The sequence below is a fragment of the Mycobacterium sp. Soil_C_30 genome (genome assembly GCF_057656995.1).
Genome location: NZ_JBDGJH010000027.1, coordinates 24,777 through 51,319 on the forward strand (window position 1 = coordinate 24,777; position 26,543 = coordinate 51,319).

Here is a 26,543-nt window from a genome sequence, read left to right on the forward strand (position 1 = left end):
ACGCAGATGATGGATGCCGTTTTCGCCGAGTACCGGGAAGGCCACCCACCCGCCGGTGCGCTACGGCGTGACGACGAACTGTGGCAGCGTCTCGACGGACTGGGCCTGGCCCGGCTCACCGGCGCTGAGGAGACCGGCGGCAGCGGTGCCGGATGGCTCGAGGCGGCCGAACTGCTCGCCGCAGCCGCCCGCCATGGAGTGCGAATTCCTCTGGCGGAACACGACTTACTGGCGGGATGGCTGTTAGAGGAGCTCGGATTCACTGCAGACGGCGCCATACGCACCGTCGCCATGCTCGACGCGAGCCGGGTGGCACACGCGGTGCCCTGGGCGTCTTCGTCCGACCGGGTGGTGCTGCTATGGCAGGGCGGCGGGCAGATCCGGGCCGCCGACGTGGATCGCGGGGCTCTGCAGATCACGGCAGGTGTCAACCAGATCGGCGAGCCACGCGACTCCATCACGGCCACAGAGGATCTCCTCGGCAGCCTGCCGTCGGTGCCGGCGTCGGAGCGTGTCGCGACGCAACTGGAGCTTAAGGCCGCGCTGGTGCGCTCCATCCAGGTGTGCGCAGCCCTGGACGCCGCGGTGGCACTGGCCGTCGAACACACCGGTTCACGTGTGCAGTTCGGCCGTCCACTGGCCAAATTCCAGGCCGTGCAGAATCTGGTGGCCGACAGCGCCGCGGAAGCGGCCCTGGCCCGGGCCGCCACCGAAGCCGCCCTCACCGCCGCCGTCAGGAGCGACTGGTCGGCCGACGATCTCGGCTTCCGGGTGGCCGTCGCACGCTCGTGCACCGGGCACGCCGCATCGGTGGTGGTCCGTAACACCCATCAGGCGTTGGGTGCCCTCGGCACCACTCGCGAGCACCGGCTGCACGAGTTCACCCGCGCCGCGTTGGCGTGGCGATCGGAGTTCGGTTCGGTGCGTCATTGGGATGAACAGGTGATGGCCACGGCGCTACAGGTGGGCGGCGGCGGGTTGTGGGACCTGGTCGCACGTTGACCGACGTTCCGCTGACCGGGCAACAGCCCTGTTACCCAGACCACTTCGCGGCTTGACTGAAAGCATGAGCAACGACATCGCGCTGTCCGATCTGCAAGAGTTCATCGCCGGCTTCTGGTTCGACTACGACGAAGCGAACTACGACCGCATGGCAGCGGCGTACGCCGAGGACGCCCGGTACTACAGCCGCAGCGACTCCGGTGCAAGCCCGTTCGAGGACTTGATGTCGCCGGAACTCCGAGGCAGGGACACGATCATGGAGTGGCTGAGCGACCATCGGCAGCAGAGCCCCTACCCGCTGCGCCACCACGCCACCAACCTGCACCGCATCGGTATCCAAGGCGATGTGACCCGGGCCCGCTTCTACATTTTCGTCAACCAGATCGCCAACTTTGTTCCGTTCGCGGTCTCCAGCGGTATCGCCGAGGTCGGGGTGCGCCGTGGCGCCGACGGACTGGAATTCACCGATATGGAGGTCATCCTCGACACCACCAATTCGGTGAACCTTGCCGAGCGTGACGCCGCGATCGCAGGCGCCTGACGGGTGGGAGCCCGCGAGACGTTCTCGGGTGGGGTTGCCGTCATCACCGGGGCGGGCGCCGGGATCGGCGCCGGTCTGGCCCGGCATGCTGCAGCGTTGGGGATGACCGTCGTCCTGACCGACGTCGACGGCGACGCCATTGCCGGACTGCGTGACGAACTACGCGCCGGCGGCGGCACGGCTTTCGACATCGTGTGCGACGTGCGCGATTTTGACGCCGTGGAGGTACTGGCGGACCGGTGCTTCCGGGAGATCGGCCCGGTGCGTCTCTTGGTCAACAACGCCGGCATCGAGCAATTCGGCTACCTCTGGGACACGCCCGTGGCGAACTGGCAGCGTGTCGTCGACATCAACATCTCCGGTGTGTACCACGGCATTCGAGCCTTCGTACCGAAGATGATCGAGGCCGGCACCCCAGCCTGGGTGTGGAACCTGTCGTCGATCGGGGGTGTGGCGGTGGTTCCGCTGCAGGCGCCCTACATCATGAGCAAGCACGCGGTGCTGGCGCTCACCGAGTGCCTGGAGCTGGAGACCCAACTGGCTGGTCATGACCACATTCACGTCCAGGCCGTGTTGCCTGGTGCGGTCAAGTCCAACATCTTCGAATCCGCCGGTGGGGTCAGCGACGGCGATGTGGATGCGGCCGAATCGCAACGGGAGGCGATGTTCGACATCAAGGCCGGCGCCATGGATCCGGTGGAAGCCGCCGAGGTGGTTTTCGAGCAGGCAGCCGAGGGCCGGTTCTACCTGCTGACACAGCCGGAGTACGTGAGCTCGGCCATGGCTGAACGCGCCGCGGTGCTCTTCGAACAGCGAGCACCCGTGCTGCGGACCAAGCCGCGCTTCGACCCGGCGAAACACTGAGATGGTCGTTCCCGATCTGGATCCCGACGCCGCCGCCAGGGTGGCATCCTTCGGTGTCATCCCGCCGATGCGGGAGCGTGGTCTGGCCGCGCTGCGTCAGGACCTCGAATCAACCTCTCTCCCAGTGGATTCCCCGGATATGGTGGAGATCGAGGATCGCTCGGCCGACGGCATCCCGGTGCGCATCTATCGGCCGTCGGCCACCGATTCTGCTCCGGTTCTGGTGTATTTCCACGGCGGCGGGCTGGTGCTCGGCAGCAACCGCTCCTTCGAAGGACTGGCTCGCACGCTGGCAGCGGTCAGCGGTGCCACAGTGGTGTCAGTGGAATACCGGTTGGCGCCAGAGGCGCCGCCGCCCGCTCAGTTCGACGACGCGTACGCCGCCACCGTGTGGGTGGCCGCCAACGCTGCCTCGCTGCGGGTGGACCCCCACCGGTTGACCGTCGTCGGTGACAGCGCCGGCGGTTCGCTGGCCGCTGCGGTGGCGTTGGCCGCCCGAGACCGCGGCGGCCCACGCCTGTTCTGCCAGGTGCTGCTGTATCCGGGCCTGGACCGGGACATGACCTGCCGTTCGATCGTCACCATGCCTGATGCGCCGATGCTCACCCGGGCCGACATCGACTACCTGCACGAACTGGCTGATCAAGGCGTGACAACGCCGCCGGACCAGTACCGGGTTCCAGCGCTGGCCGCCGACCTGACCGGGCTGCCGCAGGCCGTCGTGGTCACCGGGGCCTGTGATCCCATCCGCGACTGGGGTGAGCGCTACGCCGAACGGCTGCGCGATGCGGGCGTTCAGACAACGGTGACCAGGTATCCGGGTGCCTACCACGGCTTCCTGATGTTCTCCGGCTCGACTGCGCGCGGCCGGCTGGCCATCGCCGAAACCGGGGCGCTGCTGCGAGCGAAATTCGCCACGCCGCTACGGTTCTGAGCCCTATCCGGTCTCCCGATGACCGGACAGGTGACATTTCCGACAACGTTCACATCCCCCAGAATTCACTCACAACGCCGCATGGCGTCGAAGCAACAAGAGGAGACCCGATGCTCACTGAAGATCGGCGTTTGGAGCTGTCCAACGTCCTGCGGCCGGCATCCCCGCCGAGGGAGATCTACACCGTCTACACCGACGACCAGCGTCAGCGGCTGCTGGACGTGGTCCGCAACGAAGGCCCGTGGAAGCTGATCATCGCTCAGCACTTCGCCTCGGCCGACGAATTGATGGCCACCATGAGCGGAGCGTTCCCCGAAGGATTCGAGCCGTCGCTCGATCTGTTCCTCACCCCCACGTTCCGCGGCTACCTGGCCAATTACGGCGCGGTGCTCTACCCCGAGCTGCACGACGTGTTCTACAACGAGACGTTCCTCGATCACGCCAAGAGCTACTGGAATGCCAAGTACGCCAAGCCCGAACTGATGCTCTTCAACATCAACGGGCCCTGCGCCAACCGCGACCCGGGCCACCTCGACTCCCCCAGCTTCCGCGGCGTGCGCCACGAGAACGCACCGACCTGGCTGTGCAGCGTGATGGGCAAATCCGGTCTCTTCCAGGAATACCTGATCAAGATGGCGCAGGTGATCACCTGGTTCTCGCTCGACGAGAGCAGCGGCTTCACCTACTGGCCGGACGGCCCGCTCAAGGAACCGCGGCGGCTGCTGCCCCCGGTGAACAACCGCGGCGTCGTCGTGCAGAACGAGATGATGGTGCACCGCGGCGAGGCCAATGGTCCGGTCGACCAGCAGACCCCCAAGGGGCTCGCCTTCGACACCGTGTTCACCGGCGATCCGGCCAGCCGCGATCACTGGCTGCTCAAGAACGGCGAGGACGTGGTGGCACGGCACCACACCGACGAACTGCGCTTCCTGGTGCACTGGTCTGCCGAGGTGTTCTCGGATTTCGACGAGCTCAAGAAGAACATGGACCACTCCGACGACCTCACCATCGAGCGGGCCATCGACACCATGGTCAAGGATCTCAACCGCCAGGGCCTGGACCTCAAGATGCCCGACAACCCGCTGCACGACGCGGAGTTCATCCGTACCCTGAACGCCGCTTACGACCTCGGCGGCCCCGCCATCTATCCGGAGGAAGCGCCGTTGTCTGCCTTCCAGATGGCCTGAGCCATGGAGCGTTTCAGCGACCGGCGGGTGCTGGTCACCGGCGCCGGTTCAGGAATCGGGCAGGCCACCGTGGCGCGCCTGCTCGACGAGGGCGGCACTGTCGTCGCCTATGACGTCTCCGCCGAGGGACTCGCCGGCACGTATGCGGCGGCCGAGGCAGCGGGGACCGCGAAGCGGCTCACCACTGCCGTCTTGGACGTCTCCGATGAAGACGCGGTGAATGCTGCTGTGGCGCAGTCGATCAGCGAACTCGGCGGGCTGGAGGTGCTGGTCAACGCCGCGGCCATCCAGCGTTGCGCGCACACTCACCAGCACACGCTGGCGGACTGGAATGCAACGCTCGCGGTGAACCTCACCGGCACGTTTCTGATGGTGCGAGCCGCACTGGCCGCTCTGCTCGAGTCGGGTCGCGGGGTGGTGGTCAACTTCACCTCCACGTCGGCGTCCTTCGCACACCCGTACATGTCGGCGTATGCGGCCAGCAAGGGCGGCATCCTCGCGTTCACCCATTGCCTGGCACTGGAATACGCCAAGCAAGGTCTGCGTGCGGTGAACATCCAACCTGGTGGCGTGTCGACCGCGTTGGCGTTGAGCACGCTGGACAAGATGCCCGAAGGTTACGACCTGGGGCTGTGGGCCAAGCAGACGCCAATTCTGCCTCAGGGTGACGGCGGCGTGCTCGGTGAGCCGTCCAAGGTGGCGTCGGTGATCGCCATGGCCGCTTCCGATGACGGCGCCTTCATCACCGGTACCGAGATCCGCATCGACGGCGGCGCCCACGCCTGACAGGCACACCCTGTAGCGCGAGCGAGCGGGTTTGTACACGACACTCCGGTGTCTGACGTACAAACCCGCTCGCTCGTGCTTCTCTGTCCCAACAACTTCCTAGCAAAGCTCAGTCGCTGACTGCCATTTCGTCGACGATCGGCACCGCGCCGTCCTCCACCGCATCGAGGATCGAGGCCGTCAACTCCGAACACGACAGGAACACCGCCCGCCCCGCAGCGGCCGGCATGGCAGCCGCCTCCTGCCACTGCGGGCAACTGCGGGTAGCCGCGGCACTCCACTGGACGGTGGTCTGCTCCCAGCTGCTCTTGCGCGCCAACACCTGCGCACCACAGTTCCGGCATGCCACCGGAACCATGGGCGCCGTGGCCAATCTATTGTCCGGGCGGATACTCATCAACCCGCGCCCGCTGCAGCCGCCTGTGCCGCGATGTTGGCTTCCACCACCTTCATCCACGCTTCACGCGGACGGGTGGTGTCAATCTCGAACTCGAAGCGGTCCACCATGTCGGGGGTCACGTCGGCCACGTCCACATAGAACTGCTCATACCACCGCCGCAGCTGGTAGACAGGCCCGTCTTCTTCGACCAGGAGCGGATTGTCGATGCGCGCCTTGTTCTTCCAGATCTCGACGTCCTGTTCGAAGCCCATCTTCACGAAGTCACCGAGTCCGATCGCGGTCTGCATGGCAAGTTCGTCGGTCAGTTCCGCGGACTTCTTGACGATGATGCCGTACTGCAGGACGAAGGAATTCTCGTCGATCGGGTAATGGCAGTTAATCAGGACAGTGCGGTGATCGATGTTCTCGTAGTGGTAGGTCAGGTCATCGATCATGAAAGAGGGTCCGTAATAACCGGCCACCGAGGTGGTGCCCAGCATTTTCGGGCCTTCCAGGGGTTGCAGGTCCCCGCGACCGGCGCTGTTCATGTACTGGATCGCCACGTGGCCTTCGAAGATGTTCTTGAAGTGCGTTGGCAGCGAGCCGTGGATGTAGAAGAAGTGCGCCATGTCCACGACGTTGTCGATGACTTCGCGGCAATTCGTGTTGACCACGGTGCTGTACCAATGCCACTCGGTCCACTCATCGCTGGTGGCACCTTCGATGCGGGGGATGGTCACGTCCTCGGGCGGCGGCTTGCGTTCCGGGTCGTTCCACACGAAGAGCATGCCGTCCTGCACCAGTGTCGGCCACGTCGCGGTGCGGGCCAGTCGCGGTGCCCGCTTGCTGTAGGGCACCTGCTTGCAGCGGCCGTCACCGCCCCAGCGCCAATCGTGGAACGGACAAGCGACCTCGTTACCCTTCACCTGGCCCTGGCTGAGGTCGCCGCCCATGTGCCTGCAATAGCCGTCCAAGACGTTGAGCTTGCCGTCCTCGCCCTGGAACACCACCAGCTTCTGACCGAAAGCGTTGATGGAATGCGGGCGGCCATCGCCGAAATCTCGGATGAGTCCCAGGCAGTGCCAACCACGCGCAAAGCGGGTCGGCGCCGCCTCCGCTTCGATCAGCCGAACATCGACATCGGGCTGTTGAGTCATCGTTGTGTTCTACCGCCGTCAGCAGGTGCCCGACACGGCATGTTCCGCTCATCAGGACATGGCGTGCCCAGCGTGGTTGCACCCACCTAGCGTCACGCTGTGACCTTTACGCCTACTAGCACCATTCCCGCCGGAGCACCCGTCGCAGACACCACCGTCGATCTCCTGGTGGTGGGCTCCGGAAGCGGTCTGGCCGCGGCACTGGCGGCCGCGGATCTCGGCCTGTCCGTGCTGATCGTGGAGAAGTCCGGCTTCGTCGGAGGCTCCACCGCGCGCTCCGGTGGCGCCCTCTGGCTGCCGCACAGCCAGGTGCTCGACGGCGCCGGCGCCGGGGACACCGCCGAGCGGGCCCAGACCTACCTCGACTCGGTTGTCGACGGAACGGCCTCACCGCACCGTTCCGCCGCATTCCTTGCCCACGTCGACGCGACCGTAGACCTGCTGCGCCGCACCACCCCGATGCGCCTGTTCTGGGCCAAGGACTATTCGGATTACCACCCGGAGGCACCGGGCGGGTCGGCGGCCGGGCGGACCTGCGAGTGCCGGCCTTTGGATACCGCGGTGCTGGGTGAGTACCGCGCCAAGCTTCGTCCGGGCGTCATGGAAGTCAAGGTTCCGATGCCGACCACCGGCGCGGACTATCGGTGGCTGAACCTGATGGCCAAGGTCCCTCGCAAGGGGCTGCCGTTGGTGGCCAAGCGGTTGGCGCAAGGGGTGGGCGGTCTCTTGATGGGCCGGCACTACGCCGCCGGTGGGCAGGCACTGGCGGCGGGACTGTTCGCAGGGGTCCTGAAAGCCGGCACCCCCATCTGGCTCGACACCACGCTACGACAGTTGGTCACCGACAACGACGGCGGTGTCACCGGAGCTGTCGTCGACCAGGGCGGCAGGTCCGTGACGATCACCGCACGCCACGGTGTCGTGTTGGCGGCGGGCGGCTTCGACCACCACATGGACATGCGACGGAAGTTCCAATCGGAGTCTCTGTCCGACCATGCCAGTCTGGGTGCCGAGACCAACACCGGAGACGCCATCAGGTTGGGCCAGGACGTCGGTGCCGCAATTGAATCGATGGATCAGTCGTGGTGGTTCCCTGCCGTGGCGGCCCTGCCCGATGGCGCGCCCAAGGTGATGCTGGCGGAACGCTCGTTGCCAGGCTGCTTCATCGTCGACCAGACCGGTCGCCGGTTCGTCAACGAGTCCACGGACTACATGTCATTCGGTCAACGGATTCTGCAGCGTGAACGCGCAGGCGACCCGGTGGAGTCCATGTGGATCATCTTCGACCAGCAGTATCGCAACAGCTACGTCTTTGCGGCGGAGTTGTTTCCGCGCATGCCGATTCCGCAGTACTGGTATGACGCCGGCATCGCCCACCGAGCTGACAGTTTCTCCCAACTGGCCCACGAGATCGGGGTTCCGGAGGCCCAATTCACCGCCACTGCAGGGCATTTCAACGAGATGTCGAAGGCCGGCCAGGATTCCGACTTCGAACGCGGACGCAGCGCCTACGACCGGTACTACGGCGATCTGACCGTCACCCCGAATCCCAACCTACGGGCCCTAGAACACGGGCCCTTCTTCGCCGTCAAGATGGTGCTCAGCGATCTCGGCACCTGCGGTGGCTTGCGCGCCGACGACCGCGCCCGGGTGCTTCGTGAGGACGGTACGCCGATCAGCGGTCTGTACGCGATCGGCAACACCGCGGCCAACGCCTTCGGAGCCACCTATCCGGGCGCGGGCGCCACCATCGCCCAGGGTTTGGTCTACGGGTACCTCGCTGCCCATGACGCGGCCGGCGCGCTGCCCAGTGGGCCACTGCCCACTGCCACACACTGAGACGACACCGGCGCCGTGGCCACCTTCCCGAGCGGGCGGGGCCGCGGCGCACCGGTCACGCTTCTGCCGGTCTACAGCCTTACCAGTCGAAATGGGTAGGTGAAGGTCCCGCCCGGCGCCCCGTCGCAACCAGCGGCGAAGGACGAGTTCATCTCGCCGATCAGAGTGACCGGATCCCACGTGTAGACATCGCGGGTGGGGATCACAGGTCCGTAGTAGACATTCCCACACCGCAAGCCCTCTGGCATGTCGATGGTGAGGACGTAACGCCCGTCGACCAGGTTCGCGTCGGCTTTGTACGGAAACGCCCTGGCGTTGGGCTGGGGAATGCCCTGGATCTGAAGGCAGTCGGCGGGATCTTCTGGGCGACAACGTGACACAGCCCAGATCCAGGTGTGAAAGTCATAGCGGCCCTGAATCTGCATCTCGAAATTGCCATACGGCGTCACGGCCTGCACCGCGGCAGGATTCCATAACGCCGCCAGCGCCAACACGACCGCAAGCATGGCCGCCTTCATAGTCGCCGTCGCCCTCCGAGATCGGTTCATACGGTGTCGACCTGCTGCAGTAGCAGTCTGCGGCTTCGGAAAAGATCGTCGCCGACGTCGCCGTAGCGCTGTTCGGGATCCAGAACACAATGAGTGCGGCCGAACACCGTCACCATGCACTTGTTGTTGTGATTGCAGAGGCTTCGCTTCTCGGGATTCTCAGCCATCTGGTTGATCAAGTCCGGCTCACGTAACAGGGCCCGGCCGATCGCGACGTAGGAGAAGCCCTCGTCGACGGCATCGACGATGTGCTGGTGGGCGGTGACGCCGCCGAGCAAGATGAGCGGCGTATGCGCGACTACCGGCAGGAACTGGCGTGCCGATTCGAGCATGTACTGGTCCCGGTAGGGATAGGACCCCAGTGCCCACTTCCCCATCACCCTCAGCGCCAGGTTGATCGGGGGCTTCATCGCGGCGGCGAACTCGTCCACCGGAGTGTCGCCCCGGAACAGGTACATCGGTTTGAACACCGAGGAACCCTGGGTGAGTTCGATGGCGTCGAGATTGCGGTCGGCGTCCAGCAATTGGACAACTCGCAGCGACTCCGGGATCGAGATGCCCCCGCGGAGCCCGTCTTCCATGCTGAGCTTCGCGATGACGGCGATCTTGTCCTCCACCACGTCACGCACGTGTTGGGCGATCTGGCGGCAGAACCGGGCCCGGTTCTCGATGCTGCCGCCGTACTCGTCCTTGCGTCGGTTCATGGCCGGGCTCAGGAACGAGCTCGGCAGGTACAGGTGACCAAGGTGCAGTTCGACGGCATCGAACCCGGCGTCCACGGCAACCTGGGCAGCATCGCCGAATTGCTCGACGACGTTCTGTATTTCGGCCCGCGTGATGGGCCTGCAGTAGTCGAAAGACTGTGGATTGACGAAACGGCTCGGCGCCAGCGGGGTCACCTTGTTGACCCGGCGGCCACCCACCACGCCCGCGTGCCCGAGCTGCGCGGACACCGCAGCCCCGGCTTCATGCACCGCATCGGCGAGCTTGCGCAACCCAGGGATCGCTGCGCGGCTCATGTTGATCTGTCCCGGCGCGCTGGCGGCATCCTCGGCCACCGTGCAGTATGCGACTGTCGTCATTCCGACGCCGCCGGCGGCGAAGCGGCGGTGAAACTCGATGAGATCGTCGGTAACCAGGCCGTCCGGAGACCGCCCCTCCGACGTCGCCGCCTTGATGATGCGATTTCGGAGCGTCACCGGACCCAGCGTTGCGGGTTGGAACGGATCTGCCGGAGCGTTCGGAAGGCTGGATGGTCGCGCCATGAATGACGTTCTTACACCGCGCTCAGCCGATCGCTCACCGGCATTCCACTCACCGGGCGGACGTCACTCCGCTTCTTCGGCCTGGACCTTCCGTTCGATCTCGTACCAGTAGTCCCGCAGCAGCGGCGGTGTGCCGTGCCCACGTTCGGCAGAGGCTTTCGCGAAGGACTCCTCGGCTTCGTCGAGGTCTTTGATCAACGACAGCGCCATTTCGCGTTCGGCGGCGTAATACCGCTCGGCCCACTGCAACACCACCCGGCCATAGGCCCAGGCCGGCTCCACCTCCGCCCAGCGCACTTCCACCGCGGCCTCCCGCTGCATGCGATCCGCGTAGGCCACGTGCTCCTGCATGATCTCTTTGAGACGGCGGGGATTGCTCAGGTGGCCGAACATCACCCGCAAGAGGGCGTTGTGTTTGAGTTGCGGCGGGTCGACCGGCGCCTTCTCCGCCCACTCCGTGAGCGCTGCGGAGCCCGCGTCGGTGATCTTGTACAGTCGCTTGCTGCGCGCCCCTCCGTCGGTGTCCACGCGTGACGACAGCAGCCCTCGGTCTTCGAGTTTCTTGAGCTCGGTGTAGATCTGACTGTAAGCCGGACTTCCGTAGAAGAACCTCAAACTCCACTCGGTCCACTTCTTGATGTCGTAGCCCGACAGTTCATCTTGGTACGACAGCACGCCGAGCAGCGCCCAGCCCGTGGCTGTGACGTTCGGCCCCCCGGCGCTCGCCTGCATTTGTCAAGCCTAACAATCCGGCGGTCAGTCGGGCGCGGAAGATCCGCTGACCGGGACTGATACTTGTCCGCTCCCCCGGTTCCGATGACAGTGAACGTTGGAAACAGCATCCATCAGGAAGGTGATCCCCATCAGCGCAGATTCCGTTATGCGAGTAGTCGACCAGACGCCCGACCCCGCATCGATGCGGCGGGTCCTCGGCCATTTCTGCACCGGGGTAGCAGTGATCACCGGCACGGACGGCCGCGGCCCGGTGGGCTTCACCTGCCAATCTGTCACGTCGGTGTCCTTGGACCCGCCTTACATTTCGTTCTGTCCTGCAAACACCTCGAGCAGCTGGCCGAGGATCCGCGAGAACCGGTCGGTGTGCGTGAACGTCCTCGCCGCCGGCCAACGTGATCTCTGTGCGAAGTTCGCAGGCAAAGGTGGCGACAAGTTCGCCGGTGTGCAGTGGCGACCGTCGGCTGCCGGAGCTCCGATCCTGGAGGGCACCCTCGCCTCGATCGACGCGGAGGTCGAATTCGAGCACGAAGCCGGCGACCACACCATCGTGGTCGCCCGGGTCACGGGTCTGCGGGCTCACCATGAACTGACCCCGCTGCTCTTCTTCCGTGGTGGGTTCGGTGGTTTCGCCGACGGCGCCCCAGCCTCGATATCTGCACATGCTTGACGCCTCAGAGCCTTTCGACGTCGAGGTCGACGTGGTGGTGGTCGGCTCGGGCGGCGGGATTGCCGGCGCGTACACCGCCGCCCGCGAGGGTATGTCCGTCGCATTGCTCGAGGCCACCGACCGCTTCGGTGGCACCACGGCCTACTCCGGTGGCGGTGGCATGTGGTATCCGTGCAGCCCGGTGGCTCGCCGTGCCGGCGTCGATGACACCCTGGAGTCCGCATTCGACTACTTCCGTCGGGTGGTCGGCGATCGCACTTCCGCCGAACTGCAACGCGCCTACGTCGATGGCGGGGCCCGGCTCATCGAATACCTGGAGAGCGACGGCGATCTGGAGTTCGCCGAACTCCCCTGGCCGGATTACTACGGTGCGGTTGAGAACGCCCGCGCCGACGGTCGCAGACACATCGTGCCCACGCCGCTGCCCGCCTCGGATCTGGGCCCACTGGCCGACAGTGTGCGCGGCCCACTCGATGTCGACCGGCTGGGCGCCGAGCCTCCTGATGTCCTGGTCGGAGGGCGGGCACTGGTCGGCAGGTTCCTGAAGGCACTGATGCGGCATCCGCACGTCACCGTCTACCGCAACACCGCACTGAGAGGACTGATCGCCGACGCCGACGGCACGGTGGCCGGTGTCGTTGCCGATCACGACGCCGACGGCGGCACCCTTCGAATCCGGGCGCGTCGCGGAGTCCTGTTGGCGGCCGGTGGATTCGAACACAACCAACAGATGCGAGACCAGTGGGGTGTACCCGGCCGAGCCGAGGACACCATGGGCTGTCCGGGAAACACCGGGGCAACCCATACGGCGGCCATCGGGCTTGGCGCCGACGTCGATCTGATGGACCAGGCATGGTGGTCACCGGGATTGGCCCACCCCGACGGCCGGGCAGCCTTTGCGCTGTGGTTCACCGGCGGGATCTTCGTCAACCAGGCAGGCCGGCGTTTTGTCAACGAATCCGCACCCTATGACCGGCTGGCCCGCAGCGCATTGACGCAGCTGGATTCCGGGGCGCTGACGTTGCCGTTCTGGATGATCTACGACGACCGTGAGGGTGAGGTGCCTCCGGTCAAGGCCACCAATGTGTCGATGGTCGACACCGCCCGGTACCGCGACGCCGGTCTGTGGCGCACCGCGGACACGCTCGAGGAGTTGGCTTTGCTGCTGGGGATCGACCCGAAGGCACTCTCGGACACAGTGTCTCGGTTCAACACCATGGTCGCCGCCGGCGCCGACAGCGACTTCGGCCGCGGTGACGAGCCCTACGATCGGGCGTTCTCCGGCGGGCAGCTCCCGCTGGTGCCCATCGACCAGCCGCCCTTCCACGCCGCCGCCTTCGGTGTCTCGGATCTGGGTACCAAGGGCGGCTTGCGTACCGACACCTGCGCCCGTGTCCTGGACAACTCCGGCAGACCCATTCCGGGCCTCTATGCCGCAGGCAACACCATGGCCGCGGTGTCGGGCACCACCTATCCGGGCGGCGGAAATCCGATAGGGGCATCGGTGTTGTTCAGTCACCTGGCCGCCATGGACATGAGCAAGAGAGAAACCGCGTGATCGAGCATGTCGCCGTCCATCCATCGGACATCGCCGCCGCACGTGCGGTGTACGAGCCACTGACGCAGTCGGTGCGCGTCCTGGTGGACACTCTGGTGCGCACCGACGTCACCCTGGAGTCCGCCACCGCTGCGCATGCCCACATCCAGAAGGCACTCGAACTGCTGGGCGAGCAGGTGATGCCTGGATCCTTCGGAACCAGTTCGCCATTACAGCGGCATGGAGAACCGTGGGGCAACGTTGCGATGGGACTGCGGAACGCGGTCGCCCCACCGCTGCACATCGTCCACGACGCACCGGGACAGGCCAGCACTGAGGTCGACCTCGGCGCTGCTTACGAAGGTCCGCCCGGTCTGGTGCACGGCGGGATCTGCGCCCTCGTGCTCGATCATCTGCTAAGTGCTCCGGTGCACCAGCCGGGCCGACCCGGCTTCACCGGCACCTTGCAGATACGTTTTGTCCGCCCCACGCCACTGGGGCGGCTGCGCGGCGAGGCGTGGGTGGAGCACGAGTCCGGTCGCAAGGTCTATGCGCGGGGCCGTCTCATCAGCAATGGGGAAACCACGGTCGAGGCGCAGGGTATCTTCCTCCGCCCGGCGGGCTAGATGGGCTCGAAGGCCGAGATCAGCCATCGTCCATCGACTTTGGCGAGACTGACCATGACGCTGCTGGCACTCTGGGCGGGTTCGGGGCGGTCGCGACTCACTGTCGACTGGTTGACGAACACCAGCACCTTGGCGGTGTCCGGGCCGATCTCGGTGTCGGCCGCACCGACCACGGTTGCCTGCGTGCTCACCGCGCGGTCTTTGGCCGCAGGCTTGAGAACCTGCTCGCTGAAATCGGTGTAATAAGTGAGGAATTCACCCGTCAGGTGCGACTGCGCAGCGGTCAGGTCCGCCTCGATCGTGTCCGGCTGATAGCTCAGGACCGCGACGGCTCCATCCGTCGCGGCCTGCACCGCCGCTGCCGTGGCCGACTTGTCGGTGGCCAGATCCTCGCGGTACTGCGTCGCGTAGAGAAAGCCCGCGGCTGCTGCAGAGGCGATCACGACGAGAGCACCGAGCAGCATGGACCACCGGCGTCGGGTACCGCGCCGTGGGGTATTCGCGGGCTCGGGTTCAACCGTCTCGACTGCGTGGGGGTCCGATTCGAGGTCGTTGCTGTCGAACTTGTCGGTCTCGATGTCGGTCGTTCTGATGGCGGAATCGGTGGTCACAGAACGAACTCCATCTTCGACATCTTCAACTGTCCTTGGTCTTGCACCATGTCCACCCGTAGGCGCCACTGGCGGGGCTGTGTATCGGCGCCGGCGGCGTTGGAGACCGTTGATGCCGCGGTCACCAGGACGACGGCCGAGTCGTCGGTCACCGATTCGACGGCGGCGGCCTTGACGTCGACGTCGGTGACCACCTTTCCGTCCTGGGCCAGTTGAATGAAATCCTGTGCTGCACCTTCAAATTCAGTGTGAAACTGGCCTGTCGAGCTGTCCAGTATCTGCGCCACGTTGTCCTCGGCCTTGGCGGCGTCGATGGACATCAGGGTGAAGACGACCTGCCGCGCGGCTGCGGCGTACCGGGCCTCCTGCTGGTGTGTGTTCTGCGCCTGCTGGTGGTGCCACACCATGTATCCACTCGCGGCCAGCAGTGCCACCGTGAGCAACGACGCCGCAACGACGCCCACTGCCCTCAGCGGGATCGCGCGGCGGCGCACCGGCACCTGCGCGGAGCCGGTCTCGGTCTCATCGGCGTCGCACGGGTCGATTTCCGATTCGACCGCGGCTTCGTCCAACATCTCGCGGTCGGCTTGTTCACGCAGCAGCGCGGCTCGGGCCCTGGCCTCCTCCGCCGCGGCGAGCGCGGCTTCGGCTTCGGCTTCGGCCGCCCTCGCCAGCGCCGAGGCGTCACTTTCCGATGTCAACCCAGATCCCTCGAATCGAGGCCTTGCGGCCTCCTCGCCAACGACGTCACTGCGGCACGGTAGTGCCCCACGTCACACTCCTGGCCCCATGGTTCCCACTGACTGGTCAGCAGGGCTCACCAGTTCCGCATCGAGCACAGCGCGCCTTTGGGCCCGGTGTTCGAACGCACCACCACGCCGTCGACGGCCAACTCGCAGCGGAACTGCGGTTCATTCGGTCCGCGGCCGCTGGTGGCCGTGACCATCGCCCACCGGTCGGGATCGATCAGGTTCACCTCGAGCACCCATGGTGTGTCCGGCCCGACCTTCACCTCCACCTTGGGGCTGTACTCATAAGGATTGTGGCTGTAGTCAGCCCAGCTGGGCGGGTCGGTGTCCCGAAAGTAGATGTCGGCGGTCACCGGCTGGTCAGTGGTCACGGTGTAGCGGACCTGCCGGGCCGCCGGTTCCGCGGCCGCCAGACCTGTACCCGTGAGCGTCGAGACGATCAACCCCAGAGACACAGACGCGGCGAACAGCCCCGGCCTAGGCATTGTCACCCCGCGTCCAGCGACTCTCGCCGCTGGAGCCGGTGCAGGCCAGGAACAGTCCGTCGGGCGCCTGTGCCACCGAATTCTCGAAGCCCGTGCAGTTCGTGTTCTCGACACGGATGCCCTCCATCTTCGGTGATCTGAAGTATCGGGGCGCATATCGGCGGGGCGATCCACAGAACACCAACCGGCCCCAGTCGGTGGTACCGAACACGTAGTAAGAGGTGCCCGAACACCCTGCCCCGAGCACCACGTGGCCGCGGATTCCCGGCACACAGGATGGCTCTGTGCACGAGGCCGCAGGTGTCGGGGGTTCAGCCCCTGCAACAGCGGGAGGCAGGCCGGCAGCGATCATCGCGGCGAGCATGGCCGCAGTGACGGTTGTGCGCACGGTCACACTGTGGCACCACCGACCACCCTGCCGGGCGGTCCGTCCCTCTGGGCGGAAGGTTCACCGTGACGAGGGTGGTATCGGTCCCGCTCAGCGGTCAGAACAGTCGACCTCCGGGGCGGCGCTTGTTAGCGTCGTGCACCTTTGTGGTGCGCGCCACATCGAAAACGGAGGACTACCCGATGGGTTTGGTGAAGGTCGTGAGTACGGCCGCAATGCTGGCCGCCTCGGCCGTGGTGGTGACGGCCACACCGGCGTCGGCGTCGGAAGACTGGGGTCTCAACGGAACCTACTCGGCCACCTCCAACGGAGAGTGGGCGAAGAAGAACGAGGTGTTTCGCGACGAAGCGGTGGTCCGAGCGACCTGGACCGTCTCGACCCAGTGCTCCTACCCCACCGAATGCACGGGAACTGTTCGCAGTGACCAGGGTTGGGACGCGCCCATCTATCGCACCGGCGGGGTCTGGTACGTCAAACACAACGTTGCGCGCTGGGAACCGTGCCCGGATGGGACCGCGGCCGACGGACTCCAGGTGTTCCGGTTCGTACCCACGGTTGCCGATGGGAGTCAGACCGACCAGTCGTCGGACATGCTGGTCGGTGAGGACCAGACCACCGGCCCCAGCGGGGCCTGCGGAATCAGCAGGCCGCTGTTCATCAGCATGCCGTTCAAGCTCGTCAAGATCAGCGATTGAACTGGCGAGGGTGCGCTGCCCTGGCGCGCCCTCGCGCTCACCCGGTGGGCAGCAGGTCCTTCCACGTCTTGTCCTGCGCCACGGGTGCCAGATCGCTCTGACGAAACACGTTGCCCTGCGGTGTGGCGTACTGCCCCGTCGCCGGATCATAGGTGGCGACTGCCACAGACGGCCCCTGAGTGTCGTTGGGCGCGAAAGCAGCCGGCGCTGCGGGCGCTGACTCCGCTGGCGGCGCGAGCGGTGGCCCTGCCGGAACCGGTGGAGGCATCGGAGTGCCACCCGGCGGTGCGAAGATCTGATCGCTGAAATCGACCCGGTCATCAGGTGGAATGCCTTGGGAGATGAGGCCCGGATCGATCGGATAGGGCCCCAGGGAGTGCTGGCGCATCGCCAACGGCTCAAAAGGCTTGTCACTCTTGCACTGTTCGACAGTCGCGGCTCGCTTGCCGGGGACCTCCATACACGGGTAGTTGCGGGCGCCACGTACAGCGATGGGAGAGTCCTGCGGCAACTTGCAGTACAGGCCGTCGGGGGTGTCGATGTCGGATTCGTCGTCCGGAGAGCGCCACGACGAGGGCGGCAGGAAACCCACCGTGCAGGCCGGCGGATCATTCATGCTCAACGTGAAGTCACCCATCGCCATGCCGGTCGGGTTGTTGCGGGCTACGCCGACTGTCTGCGTCGCGGCCACGAAGGGTGGCAGCAGCACCAACATCTGCTGCAGCGAGGCGTGATAGGCCAGTGCCACCTGACCGACAGAGGTGAGATTGGCCAGCAGCACCGGCATCGTCGGCTTGACCGCGTTGAACAACCTCGAAGCCTCATCGGCAGCACCCGGCGCCTGCTCCAGCAGTGTGCGTACCTGCGGATCGTTGTCCACCAGCTGGCCGGTCACACCGGCCAGGCTCCTCGCCCAGATGCGGATCTGGTCGGTGCTCTGGGCCTGCCCGTCCACCAGCGGGCGCCCGTCGTCGATCAGTGATTTCATCTGGTCGGCTGCGTTGTTGGCATCGGTGATCACGGTCGACGAGGAGTCCAGCAGTGAGCCCAAGTCGTAGGCGGCACCGTTGAATGCTTGGAACGACTCGTCCAGGAGGTCCGGGATGCGGTCGCGGGGAATGCTGTCCAGGAGCGCGCTGGCCTGGTCCAGCATCGGGCCGACCGGCTGGGGAATCGTGGTGTCTTCCCTCGCGATCACCGAGCCGTTCTCCAGGTAGGGAGCTGACTCGGTTGCCGGTTGCAGATCGACGTACTGCTCGCCCACCGCCGACACGCTGCGGACCACTGCACGTAGATCCGCGGGGATCTTCGGCGACGTCTGCAGCGACAGGGTGGCCTCCGCCCCCTCGCGAGTGGGACGGACCTCGGTGACTTTCCCGATTTCGACTCCGCGGTAGGTGACGTTGGAGAACGTGTACAGCCCCCCAGTGCCCTCCAACTCGACGGTCACCGTCATGCGTCCGAAACCCAGGAGTGTGGGTGCCTGCAAGTAGCTGATCACCATGATCCCCATCGCCACCAGAGCTGCAATGGTGAACAGCACCAGCTGTATTCGGATGAAGCGTGTCAGCATCAGTTGCCACCCTCACTGGGTCGTTGAGGCACCACCGGTCCCGGTGTCGAGGTACCGTCTGTCGTCACGGTCCCACCGTCGGCAGGAGGCTGCCCGTCGACGGCCGCCTCCCCCTCGGGGGGATCGACCAGCGGCGGCATGGTGGCCACCTCTGTCGGTGGTGTCACCGGCGCGTTGAGCGGATCCAGGGTGTAGTTCAGGTACCACGGGTCCCCGGGGGCCGGAACCATCGGGGCGCCCTCCTGTCCCCAGCGAGTGCCCAGGAAGAGTCCGCGTTTGAGGCGCGGGATGGTGAAGTCGAAGACGATGAACTGGTTCATGTAGTCGCCCCGGATGGCGCGGTCAATGAAGTTCTGCGGGTACGGGAACGTCGGGGCATAGGACAGGACCGTGCCCAGATCGTCACCGATGTCAGCGAGTGCCTTGAGCGTGGGCTCGAGGTTGCTCAGGTTACGCACCAGATCGGCCTGGGTATCGTTGATCAATCCTGTTGCGGTGTCGCTGAATACGCGCAACTTGTCCAAGGCGGTGGTCAGCCGGGGCCGCTCCTGGATGAGCACCTCCATGGCGGGTGGGATACGTTCCAGCGCCCGGGTGATCACCTCACGCTGTCCGGCGAAGGTGCCCGACAACCGGTTCAGCGAGTCGATGGAGGCGTTGATGTCTCCTCGCTGGGTGTCGAGCATCCCGACGAAGTCGTTGAGCCGCAGGAGAAGATCGCGCAGTTGGTTCTCCCGGCCGTTGACCGCGGCGTTGAACTCGCGGACGATATCGCCCATCTGCCCCAGGCCACCGCCATTGACCACCACCGACAGCGACGAGAGAGTCTGCTCGGTCGATGGGTAGGTCGATGAATCGTCGAGACCTATGGTCGCGCCCGGTTGCAACCGACCGCTGGGCTGCTGTCCCATCGGTGGGTCCAAGGCCAGATGCATCGACCCCAGCAGGCTGGTCTGTCCCACGGTGGCCACCGCGTTGGCGGGGATCACCACATCTGGTTCGACGGAGATCTCGACGTTGGCATGCCAGTTGTCAACCGTCATCCGACCGACGGCACCGACCACCACATCACCGATCATGACCGGCGAATTCGATTCCAATGAACCGACATTGGTGACCAAAACGTGGTACTTCGCCGCATCGGATCCGGTACCCACGGTGCCAGGCAGCGGCAGCGAGTTGAGTCCGTCGAACGAACACCCGGTGGTCAGCAGCGCCAGGCAGGTGGCGCCGGCGGCCAGGCGAGGGACGCGTCCACGGCGGGTCATGACGGGGGGTTACCTTCCTGTGACGGCGCTGGACCAGGCGGCGCTTCCGCCGGCAGTAGCATCTGCTGCAGGTTCGCCGGAGCCGGCGGGGCGGGTACCGGCGGTCCGGCGGGAATGGGCGCCCCGGGGAACAAGGCAGGGGCGGGGGTGGCCGGAAGTCCGTTGGGCGCGTACGCACCGGGTGGGCCCGCCGGTGTACCCCAGCCGGGCGGGGGTGGCACGTCTCCCCCGCCGGTGTACGCCGAGACCGCAGGTGGTGGTTCCGGCGGAGTCGGATTGCCCCCCGCGCCACCGGGGGCCAGAGCCGGGTCCGAATAGATCAGGTTGTGCGGGCTCGGAGACTTCTTCAGGTAGGCGTTGAACGGAAGCGGGATGTTGTTGAAGTTCAACAGCCGCAACGCCGGTCCCAGATACTCGGCACAGATCCGGCCGCTCTCGGCCGCGGTGGCGTTGCGCACGGCACCGATGGCCGAACAGATCAACTGGACCGGATTGGCGAAGTTGCCCAGCGCGAACGCACCCATCATCGAACCCGTGTCAGGGTTGTAGATGTTGTACCCGTTACCGATCGCGTTGGGCGCCACATGGAGGACGTTCTCCAGCGCCGTCCGATTGTCGGCCAGGTTCTGCGTGATGTCGGCCAGCCGTTGGATCTGCTCGGCGGTCTGATCGCGGGTCCCGGCGATGAACCGCTCCACCTCACCCACCGCCTCAGCCAGATTGGTCAGCGCGGCGTCCATCTCGCCGCGGCTGCCGTCGACGACGCTGCTGACCGAGGCGAGGCGATCCTGGAACTGGATGATCTGAGTGTTGCTGTCGCGCAGGGCGGTGACGAAGATCTGCAGGTTCTTGATGATGTCGACGAGGTTGGTGCTGTCATCGGCCAATATTCGGCTGACACCGGACAGCTGTGCGATGGTCTCTCGCAGCTTTGCCCCGTTTCCGTCCATCGCGTTGGCCGCGCTGTCGATGAATCGGCTGATCGAGGTCTGCGAGACACCGTTGGACGGACCGAGTTCGGTTGCCAGTCTGGTCAGCTGTTCTTTGACCTCATCCCACTCGACCGGCACCGCCGTGCGTTCGACGCCGATCTGGGCGTTCTCACCCAGTACCGGCCCCGATGACTGGTACGGCGGCGTCAGTTGCACGTACCGCGCAGCGATCAGGTTGGGCGCCACGATGATGGCTTCGGCGTCGGCGGGAATCGGGACGCTGCGATCCACCGCCAGCGTGAACCTCGCCTGATCACCGGCGGGTTCGATGGATTCGATGGTGCCGACCTTGACTCCGGCCACCCGAACCTCGTCACCGGGATAGATCGACGTGGCCGACGAGAAGTAGGCGGTGATCATGTGCGGGCTGAAGAAGCTCTGTTTCACCAGCACCGCGGCACCCGCGACCAGCAAGGCGGTTAGGCCATAGGCCAGCGCCTTGGTAGCCAGTGTTCGCTTCCGGGACTTTGTCATCGGGAACCGCCAGGTATGCCGTTGTAGGGGAACGGGAACTCGGCTCGGGGGCCGGCGTTGTCCGGCGGCTGGCCGGCATTGACGCCTCGCCGGAAACCCAGTGCGTAGTCGAGGAACGGCTGGATGGCCGGTCCGGGCAGGAGGTTGCCGACGAACGCGTTGTAGTAAAAGCCGTTGTTCACCGTTTCACCCTGGGTCACCTGGTACTTGGCCAGACCTTCGAGCGCCGCGGCGATGTTGTCACGATTGCGCTCCAGCATCTCGCTGACGGAGTTGATCTTGGCCAGGGTGGGAGCCAACTCCTGCTCGTTGTCGGCAACCAGGCCGGAGAGTTGCTGCGCCATGGCCGATGTGTTGGCCAACAGCGTGACGATCGCATACCGACGCTGTTCGAGTACACCCAGCAAGTCATTGGCGTTGAGCAGCAACGAGTTCAGCTGATTGCTGCGCTCGGACAGAATGCCAGTCAGATCCGCCGCACTGCCCAGCAGCTCACCAAGACTCTGGTCGCGCGCATTGATCGCCTGGGACAGCCGGCTCACTCCGTCGAATGTCGGACCCAGCTGCGGGGCCAAGCGGTCGATGGTCTCGGAAAGGGTGTCCAGCGACTGATTCAGAGACACGGTGTCGGTGCCGGCGGTGTTGGTGGTCAGTTCAGACACAGCTTCGGACAGCGAATAGGGCGACGCGGTGCGAGAGACCGGGATGACCGTCAGCGGATCCATGGTTTCGGCGCCCGCGGGTTCCAGGGTCAGCATGCGCTCGCCGAGCAGTGTCCCGGTGCGGATGTGAGCGGTGGTGTCGGTTCCCAGCCGGACCTTGCCGTCGATGGAGAACGTGACCAGGGCCTTGCCGTTCTCCAGGGCCACGTCCGACACCGACCCCACGTTCACTCCGGACACCTTCACCTGGTTGCCAACCGACAGGCCGCCGGCCTCGGTGAACTCCGCCCGGTACTTCAGCGACGTGACCATCGCCCACAACTGCTTGGGCTGCAGCCCCACTGTGATGATCAGCGCGATCAACACCAGGCCGATGAAGCCGGTGCGAACCAGGTGCGCTCCACGGTATTTCAGCATCAGGGCTCAGCGCACCTTCCGGTGTCTTGCTTGATCCACGGAAAATAGGCAGTGCGGCCCTGCAGGTCGGTAACCCGCACGGAGATTCCGCAGAGGTACTGATTGAGCCAGCTGCCGTAGGCGCCCAGACGCACCAGTTTGCGGTAGTTAGCGGGCGCCTTCTGCAGTGAAATATCCAGCAGCGCCTTATCTTTGTCGAGCTGGGGCGCGATCAGGTTGAGTTGATCGACGGTGCCGGCCAGGGGCGGACGTGCCTGAGTCAGCAGGTCGGCTACCGACGCGGTGCCTTGTTCCAGCGAGTCGATGGCTGCCCCGATCGGATCACGGTCCTGCGACAGCCCGGTGACCAACTGCTCCAACCGTTCCACTGCCCCGGAGAACTTCTCGCCGTCGCGGGACATGGTGCTGACCACCACGTTGAGGTTGTCGATCAGCTGTTGCACGGTCTGACCGTTATCGGCGACCGCGTTGGCGAAACCCGATGTTTTACTGAACAGGGTTTCGATGTTGCCGCTCTGTCCCTGCAAGATCTGTATCAACGATCCGGTGAGCGCGTTGACGTCCTCGGGGTTCAACCCCCGGATGACGGGCTTGAGACCTCCCAACAGCAGGTCGAGATCCAGAGCCGGCTCGGTACGCTCGAGCGGGATCCGCGCCTTACGGTCCTGGATCCGGGTTGACCCCGGGCCGTCGATCAGTTCCAGGTATCGGTCACCCACCAGGTTGAGATAGCGCACCGCCACCTTGGTCCCCGTGGTCATCACGATGTCATCGCCGACATCGAAACCAACCACCACCGTGTTGTCCGGTTGCAGTGCAACGTCTTTGACCGTGCCCACTCGTATGCCGGCAACCCGTACCGAGTCTCCGCTCTTGAGACTCGAGGCGTCGGCGAACACCGCAGAGTAGTCACTGGCCGAGCCGGTGCGGTACTGGCCGAAGATGGCGAACAACGCGGCGGTGAGCAGCGTCATCACCACACCGAACGCACCGAATTTGATCGCGGTGGAACTCATCCGTCTCATCCGGGCTGCCCGACCTGTGCCGTGTTGCGCGGCGGGCCGTCGAGGGGGCCGAACAACATCTGCTTGAGCGCATCGGAGTTGAGCAGGATGCCCTGGTTCCCGTATTGAGCCGGGTTGGCGCCGATGTCGGAGACCACGAAGGGCACGCGGTTCTGGTAGCCGACGTCGGGCAGGCCCCCGCACTGCGGCCCGCCCGTGGCGGCGACCTTCGGCAGGTTCCCCGGGTATCGGTAGCGTTCCGTCCCGAGCTGGAAGGAATCCAGCAGCAACACACCGGGTACCGGCACGGGCGGCCCCTTGGCCAGGGGCACCATGCCGGCCAGACCACAGTGCAGTGCTTCGTGGTACTCGTTGGTCAGGTCGGTGGTGGGCACCAGGAGTTTCAGTACATCGGTGATCGGCCGCCGGTTCTCCGAGACCACATCGTTGCCGATATCGGCCAGTCCGGTGGCACTGACCAAGACGGAATCGAGATCGGTCTGCTTGTCGACCACCGTGTCGCTAAGGGTCGTGGCGTTGTCGATGGTCGCCAGCAGATCCGGCGCAGCATCGGCGTAGGCGTTGATCACCGAAGGAGCAACGGCGAGTTCATGACTCACGTTGTCCAGACTGGGATCGAGTGTGGCCAGCAGAGCGTCCAGATCGGCGAAGGTCTGGCCGGCCTGCTCGCCGCGCCCGTCGATGGATTTGCTCAGCGCGCCCAGAGTCTCGTTGAGCTTGGCCGGCTCGATCTTCGACAGCACAGATACCAGCTGTTCGAACACGGTGTTGATTTCGACGGTGACGTGACCGGACTCGAGTACCTGTCCGGCACGCAGGGGTCGCGCTGAGGGAGCCGCCGGCGGGACCAGCTCCACCGACTTGGCCCCGAACACCGTAGTCGAACCGATGTTGACCCCCACGTTGGCCGGAATCAGTTCCAGCGCAGAAGGATCCAGGGCCAACCGGATCGCGGCCCGGCCGTCGGGCAGTGGATCGATGGAGGCAACAGAACCCACGTGGGCGCCGTGCAGCTTCACCTTCGCATCCGGGTTCATCACCAGACCGGCCCGGTCGGAGAGCACCGTAACCGTCACGCTGTCGGTGAAACTGCCCCGGAACAACGCCACCGACAGCGCGATGACAGCGCAGATACTGATGACGGTGATGGCGCCCGCGATGGGCCGCGCCGCACTGGTTTTCATGCTGATCACCTCATCCCGACAGATTGAAGTTTCCATTGGCGCCGTACACCGACAGCGACACCAAAAGCGTCACCGACACGACGACCACCAGCGACGTGCGCACCGCATTGCCGACTGCAACGCCCACTCCCGATGGTCCCCCGGTGGCGAAGTAGCCGAAGTAGGTGTGGATGAACAACACCGTGAGCGCCATCAACACCGCCTGCAGAAACGACCAGAGCAGGTCGACGGGATTGAGGAACGTGTTGAAGTAGTGCGAGTAGAGGCCGGCAGATTGCCCGAACAGCAGCACCGTGGTGACGTGGCTGGCGCCGAAGGACAACAGGACTGCCACCGCATACAGCGGGGCGATGGCGATCATTCCGGCAACGATGCGGGTGCTGACCAGGTATTCGACCGGGCGGATGCCCATGGTTTCGAGCGCGTCGATCTCCTCGTTGATGCGCATGGCGCCCAACTGCGCTGTCACACCAGCGCCGAAGGTCGCTGCCAGACCGATCCCTGCGACCACAGGTGCCGAGATACGCACATTGATGAAGGCAGCCAGAAAGCCGGTGAGTGCCTCGATCCCGATGTTGCCCAGCGAGCTGTAGCCCTGCACTGCGAGCGTGCCACCAGCGGCCATCGTCAGGAAACCGACGATCACCACGGTGCCGCCGATCATCGCCAGAGTTCCTGCGCCCATGCTGATCTCGGCGATCAGACGGATGATCTCCTTGCGGTAATGGATTGCCGCGTGTGGGGTTCCGGCGAGCGCTCGACCATAGAACAGCACATGGTCGCCGATGCGTCCCAGCAGGGACACCGGTCTGCCCAACTGGGCGGTGACGCGCGGATAGGCCGCGCCGAGGACATCACGAGTTCCCATGGGTCAGTCCGCCGTCATCTGGATGCCGATGGCCGTCACGATCACGTTGATGACGAACAACGCCATGAACGCGTAGACCACCGTCTCGTTGACGGCGTTGCCGACGGCCTTCGCGCCACCGCCGCTGATGGTGAGGCCGCGATAACAGGCGACCAGACCGGCGATGAGCCCGAAGAGGGCGGCTTTGACGCAGGAGATGATGACCTCCGGCACGCCTGTGAGCAGTGTGATGCCGGCAGCGAACGCACCCGGGTTGACGTCCTGGACGAACACCGAGAACAGGTAGCCCCCGAGAATTCCGATGATCACCACGAGGCTGTTGAGCAGCAACGCCACCAGGCCGGAGGCCAGCATGCGCGGGGTCACGAGTCGCTGGACCGGGTTGATACCCAGCACCTCCATGGCATCGATCTCCTCGCGGATGGTGCGCGAACCCAGGTCGGCACACATCGCGGTGGCGCCCGCTCCGGCCACGATCAACACCGTGACCAGTGGCCCCACCTGCGTGACTGCGCCGAAGGCCGCACCCGCCCCGGAGAGGTCGGCGGCACCGAGTTCGCGAAGCAGGATGTTCAAGGTGAAACTGACCAGAACTGTGAAAGGGATCGCCACCAGCAGCGTCGGAGCCAACGACACCCTGGCCACGAACCAGGCCTGATCCAGAAATTCCCTGCCCTGAAAAGGCCTTTGAAAGGCAAACCGCACCGCATCGAGGGACATGCCGAACAGACCGCCGACCGCTTGCAGCGGGCCGTCCAGGCCAGACCGACGCATCAGGCACCCTTCGTCACAAGGCCACACGGCAATCGCTGTGGTCCGGCGCAAAGACTGACACCCAAGTGAAGTGGAGCACACAGTGCCTCCCGCACACTGGGACGTCGATGGACCGTTGATCGAGTTCGCGAAGAATCGCCATATGGCCTCCTACGGGATCGTGCTGGCCGCGGCCTCACTCACGGCAGGGGGCGAGGCCGACCACATCCGCATCGAGGCTGTATGCCCTCACCGCAACCGATCCCGACGACGGCGACCGTGATTTCGTCCGCGCGTTGACACACGACTATCTCGCGGTGGAGATCGCCGAA

General features: G+C 65.3%; 28 protein-coding genes. 11 read left to right on the plus strand and 17 right to left on the minus strand.

The window, feature by feature from the left end; all coding sequences use genetic code 11:
* The first annotated feature begins 6 nt into the window (after nucleotides 1-6).
* The 6 genes from AC3A6P_RS32015 (at nucleotide 7) to AC3A6P_RS32040 (ending at nucleotide 5,314) form a co-directional block, all read left to right on the plus strand.
* Nucleotides 7-1,002: an acyl-CoA dehydrogenase family protein gene (locus AC3A6P_RS32015; protein ID WP_487696482.1), complete on the plus strand. Its 996-nt coding sequence runs from the start codon at nucleotides 7-9 to the stop codon at nucleotides 1,000-1,002.
* A 64-nt stretch (nucleotides 1,003-1,066) separates the two neighbouring features.
* Nucleotides 1,067-1,543, plus strand: a complete 477-nt coding sequence (locus tag AC3A6P_RS32020; protein ID WP_487696411.1) for a nuclear transport factor 2 family protein — start codon at nucleotides 1,067-1,069, stop codon at nucleotides 1,541-1,543.
* A gap of 3 nt (nucleotides 1,544-1,546) precedes the next feature.
* On the plus strand, nucleotides 1,547-2,407 hold the full coding sequence (locus AC3A6P_RS32025) for an SDR family NAD(P)-dependent oxidoreductase (protein WP_487696412.1): 861 nt from the start codon (nucleotides 1,547-1,549) through the stop codon (nucleotides 2,405-2,407).
* 1 nt (nucleotide 2,408) lies between these two features.
* A complete protein-coding gene (locus AC3A6P_RS32030; RefSeq protein ID WP_487696413.1) occupies nucleotides 2,409-3,341 on the plus strand; it encodes an alpha/beta hydrolase in 933 nt (310 codons plus the stop codon).
* A 110-nt stretch (nucleotides 3,342-3,451) separates the two neighbouring features.
* Nucleotides 3,452-4,528 carry a hypothetical protein gene (locus AC3A6P_RS32035; RefSeq protein ID WP_487696414.1) on the plus strand — a complete coding sequence of 359 codons (1,077 nt, stop codon included), beginning with the start codon at nucleotides 3,452-3,454 and terminating at the stop codon, nucleotides 4,526-4,528.
* A gap of 3 nt (nucleotides 4,529-4,531) precedes the next feature.
* Complete coding sequence (locus AC3A6P_RS32040) at nucleotides 4,532-5,314, plus strand: SDR family NAD(P)-dependent oxidoreductase (protein WP_487696415.1); 783 nt, start codon at nucleotides 4,532-4,534, stop codon at nucleotides 5,312-5,314.
* A 109-nt stretch (nucleotides 5,315-5,423) separates the two neighbouring features.
* Here AC3A6P_RS32040 and AC3A6P_RS32045 read toward each other — a convergent pair whose 3' ends face one another.
* Together AC3A6P_RS32045 and AC3A6P_RS32050 are read right to left on the minus strand one after the other, a co-directional pair.
* Nucleotides 5,424-5,711 carry a ferredoxin gene (locus tag AC3A6P_RS32045; RefSeq protein WP_487696416.1) on the minus strand — a complete coding sequence of 96 codons (288 nt, stop codon included), beginning with the start codon at nucleotides 5,709-5,711 and terminating at the stop codon, nucleotides 5,424-5,426.
* Nucleotides 5,711-6,850 (minus strand): 3-ketosteroid-9-alpha-monooxygenase, oxygenase component, encoded by a 1,140-nt coding sequence (locus AC3A6P_RS32050; RefSeq protein ID WP_487696417.1) that lies wholly within the window; start codon nucleotides 6,848-6,850, stop codon nucleotides 5,711-5,713. The genes AC3A6P_RS32045 and AC3A6P_RS32050 overlap by 1 nt, the downstream gene beginning before the upstream one ends.
* Nucleotides 6,851-6,949: 99 nt before the next feature.
* On the opposite strand from AC3A6P_RS32050, the gene AC3A6P_RS32055 reads away from it, so the two are divergent.
* Complete coding sequence (locus tag AC3A6P_RS32055; protein ID WP_487696418.1) at nucleotides 6,950-8,689, plus strand: 3-ketosteroid-delta-1-dehydrogenase; 1,740 nt, start codon at nucleotides 6,950-6,952, stop codon at nucleotides 8,687-8,689.
* A 71-nt stretch (nucleotides 8,690-8,760) separates the two neighbouring features.
* Here AC3A6P_RS32055 and AC3A6P_RS32060 read toward each other — a convergent pair whose 3' ends face one another.
* From AC3A6P_RS32060 to AC3A6P_RS32070, 3 genes are all read right to left on the minus strand, one after another.
* Complete coding sequence (locus tag AC3A6P_RS32060) at nucleotides 8,761-9,195, minus strand: hypothetical protein (protein WP_487696419.1); 435 nt, start codon at nucleotides 9,193-9,195, stop codon at nucleotides 8,761-8,763.
* A 38-nt stretch (nucleotides 9,196-9,233) separates the two neighbouring features.
* Nucleotides 9,234-10,502: an NADH:flavin oxidoreductase gene (locus AC3A6P_RS32065; RefSeq protein WP_487696420.1), complete on the minus strand. Its 1,269-nt coding sequence runs from the start codon at nucleotides 10,500-10,502 to the stop codon at nucleotides 9,234-9,236.
* A 63-nt stretch (nucleotides 10,503-10,565) separates the two neighbouring features.
* Entirely contained in the window at nucleotides 10,566-11,234 is a 669-nt protein-coding gene (locus AC3A6P_RS32070; RefSeq protein WP_487696421.1) for a PadR family transcriptional regulator, read from the minus strand.
* A gap of 148 nt (nucleotides 11,235-11,382) precedes the next feature.
* Between AC3A6P_RS32070 and AC3A6P_RS32075 the strand changes: the two genes are divergently transcribed.
* From AC3A6P_RS32075 to AC3A6P_RS32085, 3 genes are read left to right on the plus strand one after another with little or no spacing between them, the layout of a single operon-like run.
* Nucleotides 11,383-11,904, plus strand: coding sequence for a flavin reductase family protein (locus AC3A6P_RS32075; protein WP_487696422.1), 522 nt, complete (start codon nucleotides 11,383-11,385; stop codon nucleotides 11,902-11,904).
* A complete protein-coding gene (locus AC3A6P_RS32080; RefSeq protein WP_487696423.1) occupies nucleotides 11,897-13,462 on the plus strand; it encodes an FAD-binding protein in 1,566 nt (521 codons plus the stop codon). The genes AC3A6P_RS32075 and AC3A6P_RS32080 overlap by 8 nt, the downstream gene beginning before the upstream one ends.
* Nucleotides 13,459-14,067, plus strand: coding sequence for a PaaI family thioesterase (locus AC3A6P_RS32085; protein ID WP_487696424.1), 609 nt, complete (start codon nucleotides 13,459-13,461; stop codon nucleotides 14,065-14,067). Before AC3A6P_RS32080 ends, AC3A6P_RS32085 begins: the two co-directional genes overlap by 4 nt.
* On the opposite strand, the gene AC3A6P_RS32090 is transcribed toward AC3A6P_RS32085, so the two are convergent.
* The 4 genes from AC3A6P_RS32090 to AC3A6P_RS32105 all read right to left on the minus strand — a co-directional run bounded on the left by AC3A6P_RS32090 (nucleotide 14,064) and on the right by AC3A6P_RS32105 (nucleotide 16,300).
* Complete coding sequence (locus AC3A6P_RS32090; RefSeq protein WP_487696425.1) at nucleotides 14,064-14,678, minus strand: twin-arginine translocation pathway signal; 615 nt, start codon at nucleotides 14,676-14,678, stop codon at nucleotides 14,064-14,066. The two genes, AC3A6P_RS32085 and AC3A6P_RS32090, sit on opposite strands and share 4 nt — an antisense overlap.
* A complete protein-coding gene (locus AC3A6P_RS32095) occupies nucleotides 14,675-15,379 on the minus strand; it encodes a hypothetical protein (protein WP_487696426.1) in 705 nt (234 codons plus the stop codon). Before AC3A6P_RS32095 ends, AC3A6P_RS32090 begins: the two co-directional genes overlap by 4 nt.
* Before the next feature lie 116 nt (nucleotides 15,380-15,495).
* A complete protein-coding gene (locus tag AC3A6P_RS32100; RefSeq protein ID WP_487696427.1) occupies nucleotides 15,496-15,912 on the minus strand; it encodes a hypothetical protein in 417 nt (138 codons plus the stop codon).
* On the minus strand, nucleotides 15,905-16,300 hold the full coding sequence (locus AC3A6P_RS32105) for a hypothetical protein (RefSeq protein WP_487696428.1): 396 nt from the start codon (nucleotides 16,298-16,300) through the stop codon (nucleotides 15,905-15,907). The genes AC3A6P_RS32100 and AC3A6P_RS32105 overlap by 8 nt, the downstream gene beginning before the upstream one ends.
* Before the next feature lie 182 nt (nucleotides 16,301-16,482).
* Between AC3A6P_RS32105 and AC3A6P_RS32110 the strand changes: the two genes are divergently transcribed.
* Nucleotides 16,483-16,995: an Rv2253/PknI dimerization domain-containing protein gene (locus tag AC3A6P_RS32110; protein WP_487696429.1), complete on the plus strand. Its 513-nt coding sequence runs from the start codon at nucleotides 16,483-16,485 to the stop codon at nucleotides 16,993-16,995.
* A gap of 37 nt (nucleotides 16,996-17,032) precedes the next feature.
* Here AC3A6P_RS32110 and AC3A6P_RS32115 read toward each other — a convergent pair whose 3' ends face one another.
* From AC3A6P_RS32115 to AC3A6P_RS32150, 8 genes are read right to left on the minus strand one after another with little or no spacing between them, the layout of a single operon-like run.
* On the minus strand, nucleotides 17,033-18,568 hold the full coding sequence (locus tag AC3A6P_RS32115) for an MCE family protein (RefSeq protein ID WP_487696430.1): 1,536 nt from the start codon (nucleotides 18,566-18,568) through the stop codon (nucleotides 17,033-17,035).
* Nucleotides 18,568-19,836 carry an MCE family protein gene (locus AC3A6P_RS32120; RefSeq protein ID WP_487696431.1) on the minus strand — a complete coding sequence of 423 codons (1,269 nt, stop codon included), beginning with the start codon at nucleotides 19,834-19,836 and terminating at the stop codon, nucleotides 18,568-18,570. The genes AC3A6P_RS32115 and AC3A6P_RS32120 overlap by 1 nt, the downstream gene beginning before the upstream one ends.
* Complete coding sequence (locus tag AC3A6P_RS32125) at nucleotides 19,833-21,302, minus strand: MCE family protein (RefSeq protein ID WP_487696432.1); 1,470 nt, start codon at nucleotides 21,300-21,302, stop codon at nucleotides 19,833-19,835. Before AC3A6P_RS32125 ends, AC3A6P_RS32120 begins: the two co-directional genes overlap by 4 nt.
* Nucleotides 21,299-22,381 (minus strand): MCE family protein, encoded by a 1,083-nt coding sequence (locus AC3A6P_RS32130; RefSeq protein WP_487696433.1) that lies wholly within the window; start codon nucleotides 22,379-22,381, stop codon nucleotides 21,299-21,301. The genes AC3A6P_RS32125 and AC3A6P_RS32130 overlap by 4 nt, the downstream gene beginning before the upstream one ends.
* On the minus strand, nucleotides 22,381-23,406 hold the full coding sequence (locus AC3A6P_RS32135) for an MCE family protein (RefSeq protein WP_487696434.1): 1,026 nt from the start codon (nucleotides 23,404-23,406) through the stop codon (nucleotides 22,381-22,383). Before AC3A6P_RS32135 ends, AC3A6P_RS32130 begins: the two co-directional genes overlap by 1 nt.
* On the minus strand, nucleotides 23,403-24,590 hold the full coding sequence (locus tag AC3A6P_RS32140) for an MCE family protein (protein WP_487696435.1): 1,188 nt from the start codon (nucleotides 24,588-24,590) through the stop codon (nucleotides 23,403-23,405). The genes AC3A6P_RS32135 and AC3A6P_RS32140 overlap by 4 nt, the downstream gene beginning before the upstream one ends.
* A gap of 10 nt (nucleotides 24,591-24,600) precedes the next feature.
* On the minus strand, nucleotides 24,601-25,458 hold the full coding sequence (locus AC3A6P_RS32145) for an MlaE family ABC transporter permease (protein WP_487696436.1): 858 nt from the start codon (nucleotides 25,456-25,458) through the stop codon (nucleotides 24,601-24,603).
* A gap of 3 nt (nucleotides 25,459-25,461) precedes the next feature.
* Entirely contained in the window at nucleotides 25,462-26,232 is a 771-nt protein-coding gene (locus tag AC3A6P_RS32150) for an MlaE family ABC transporter permease (protein ID WP_487696437.1), read from the minus strand.
* Between the last annotated feature and the right edge of the window lie 311 nt (nucleotides 26,233-26,543).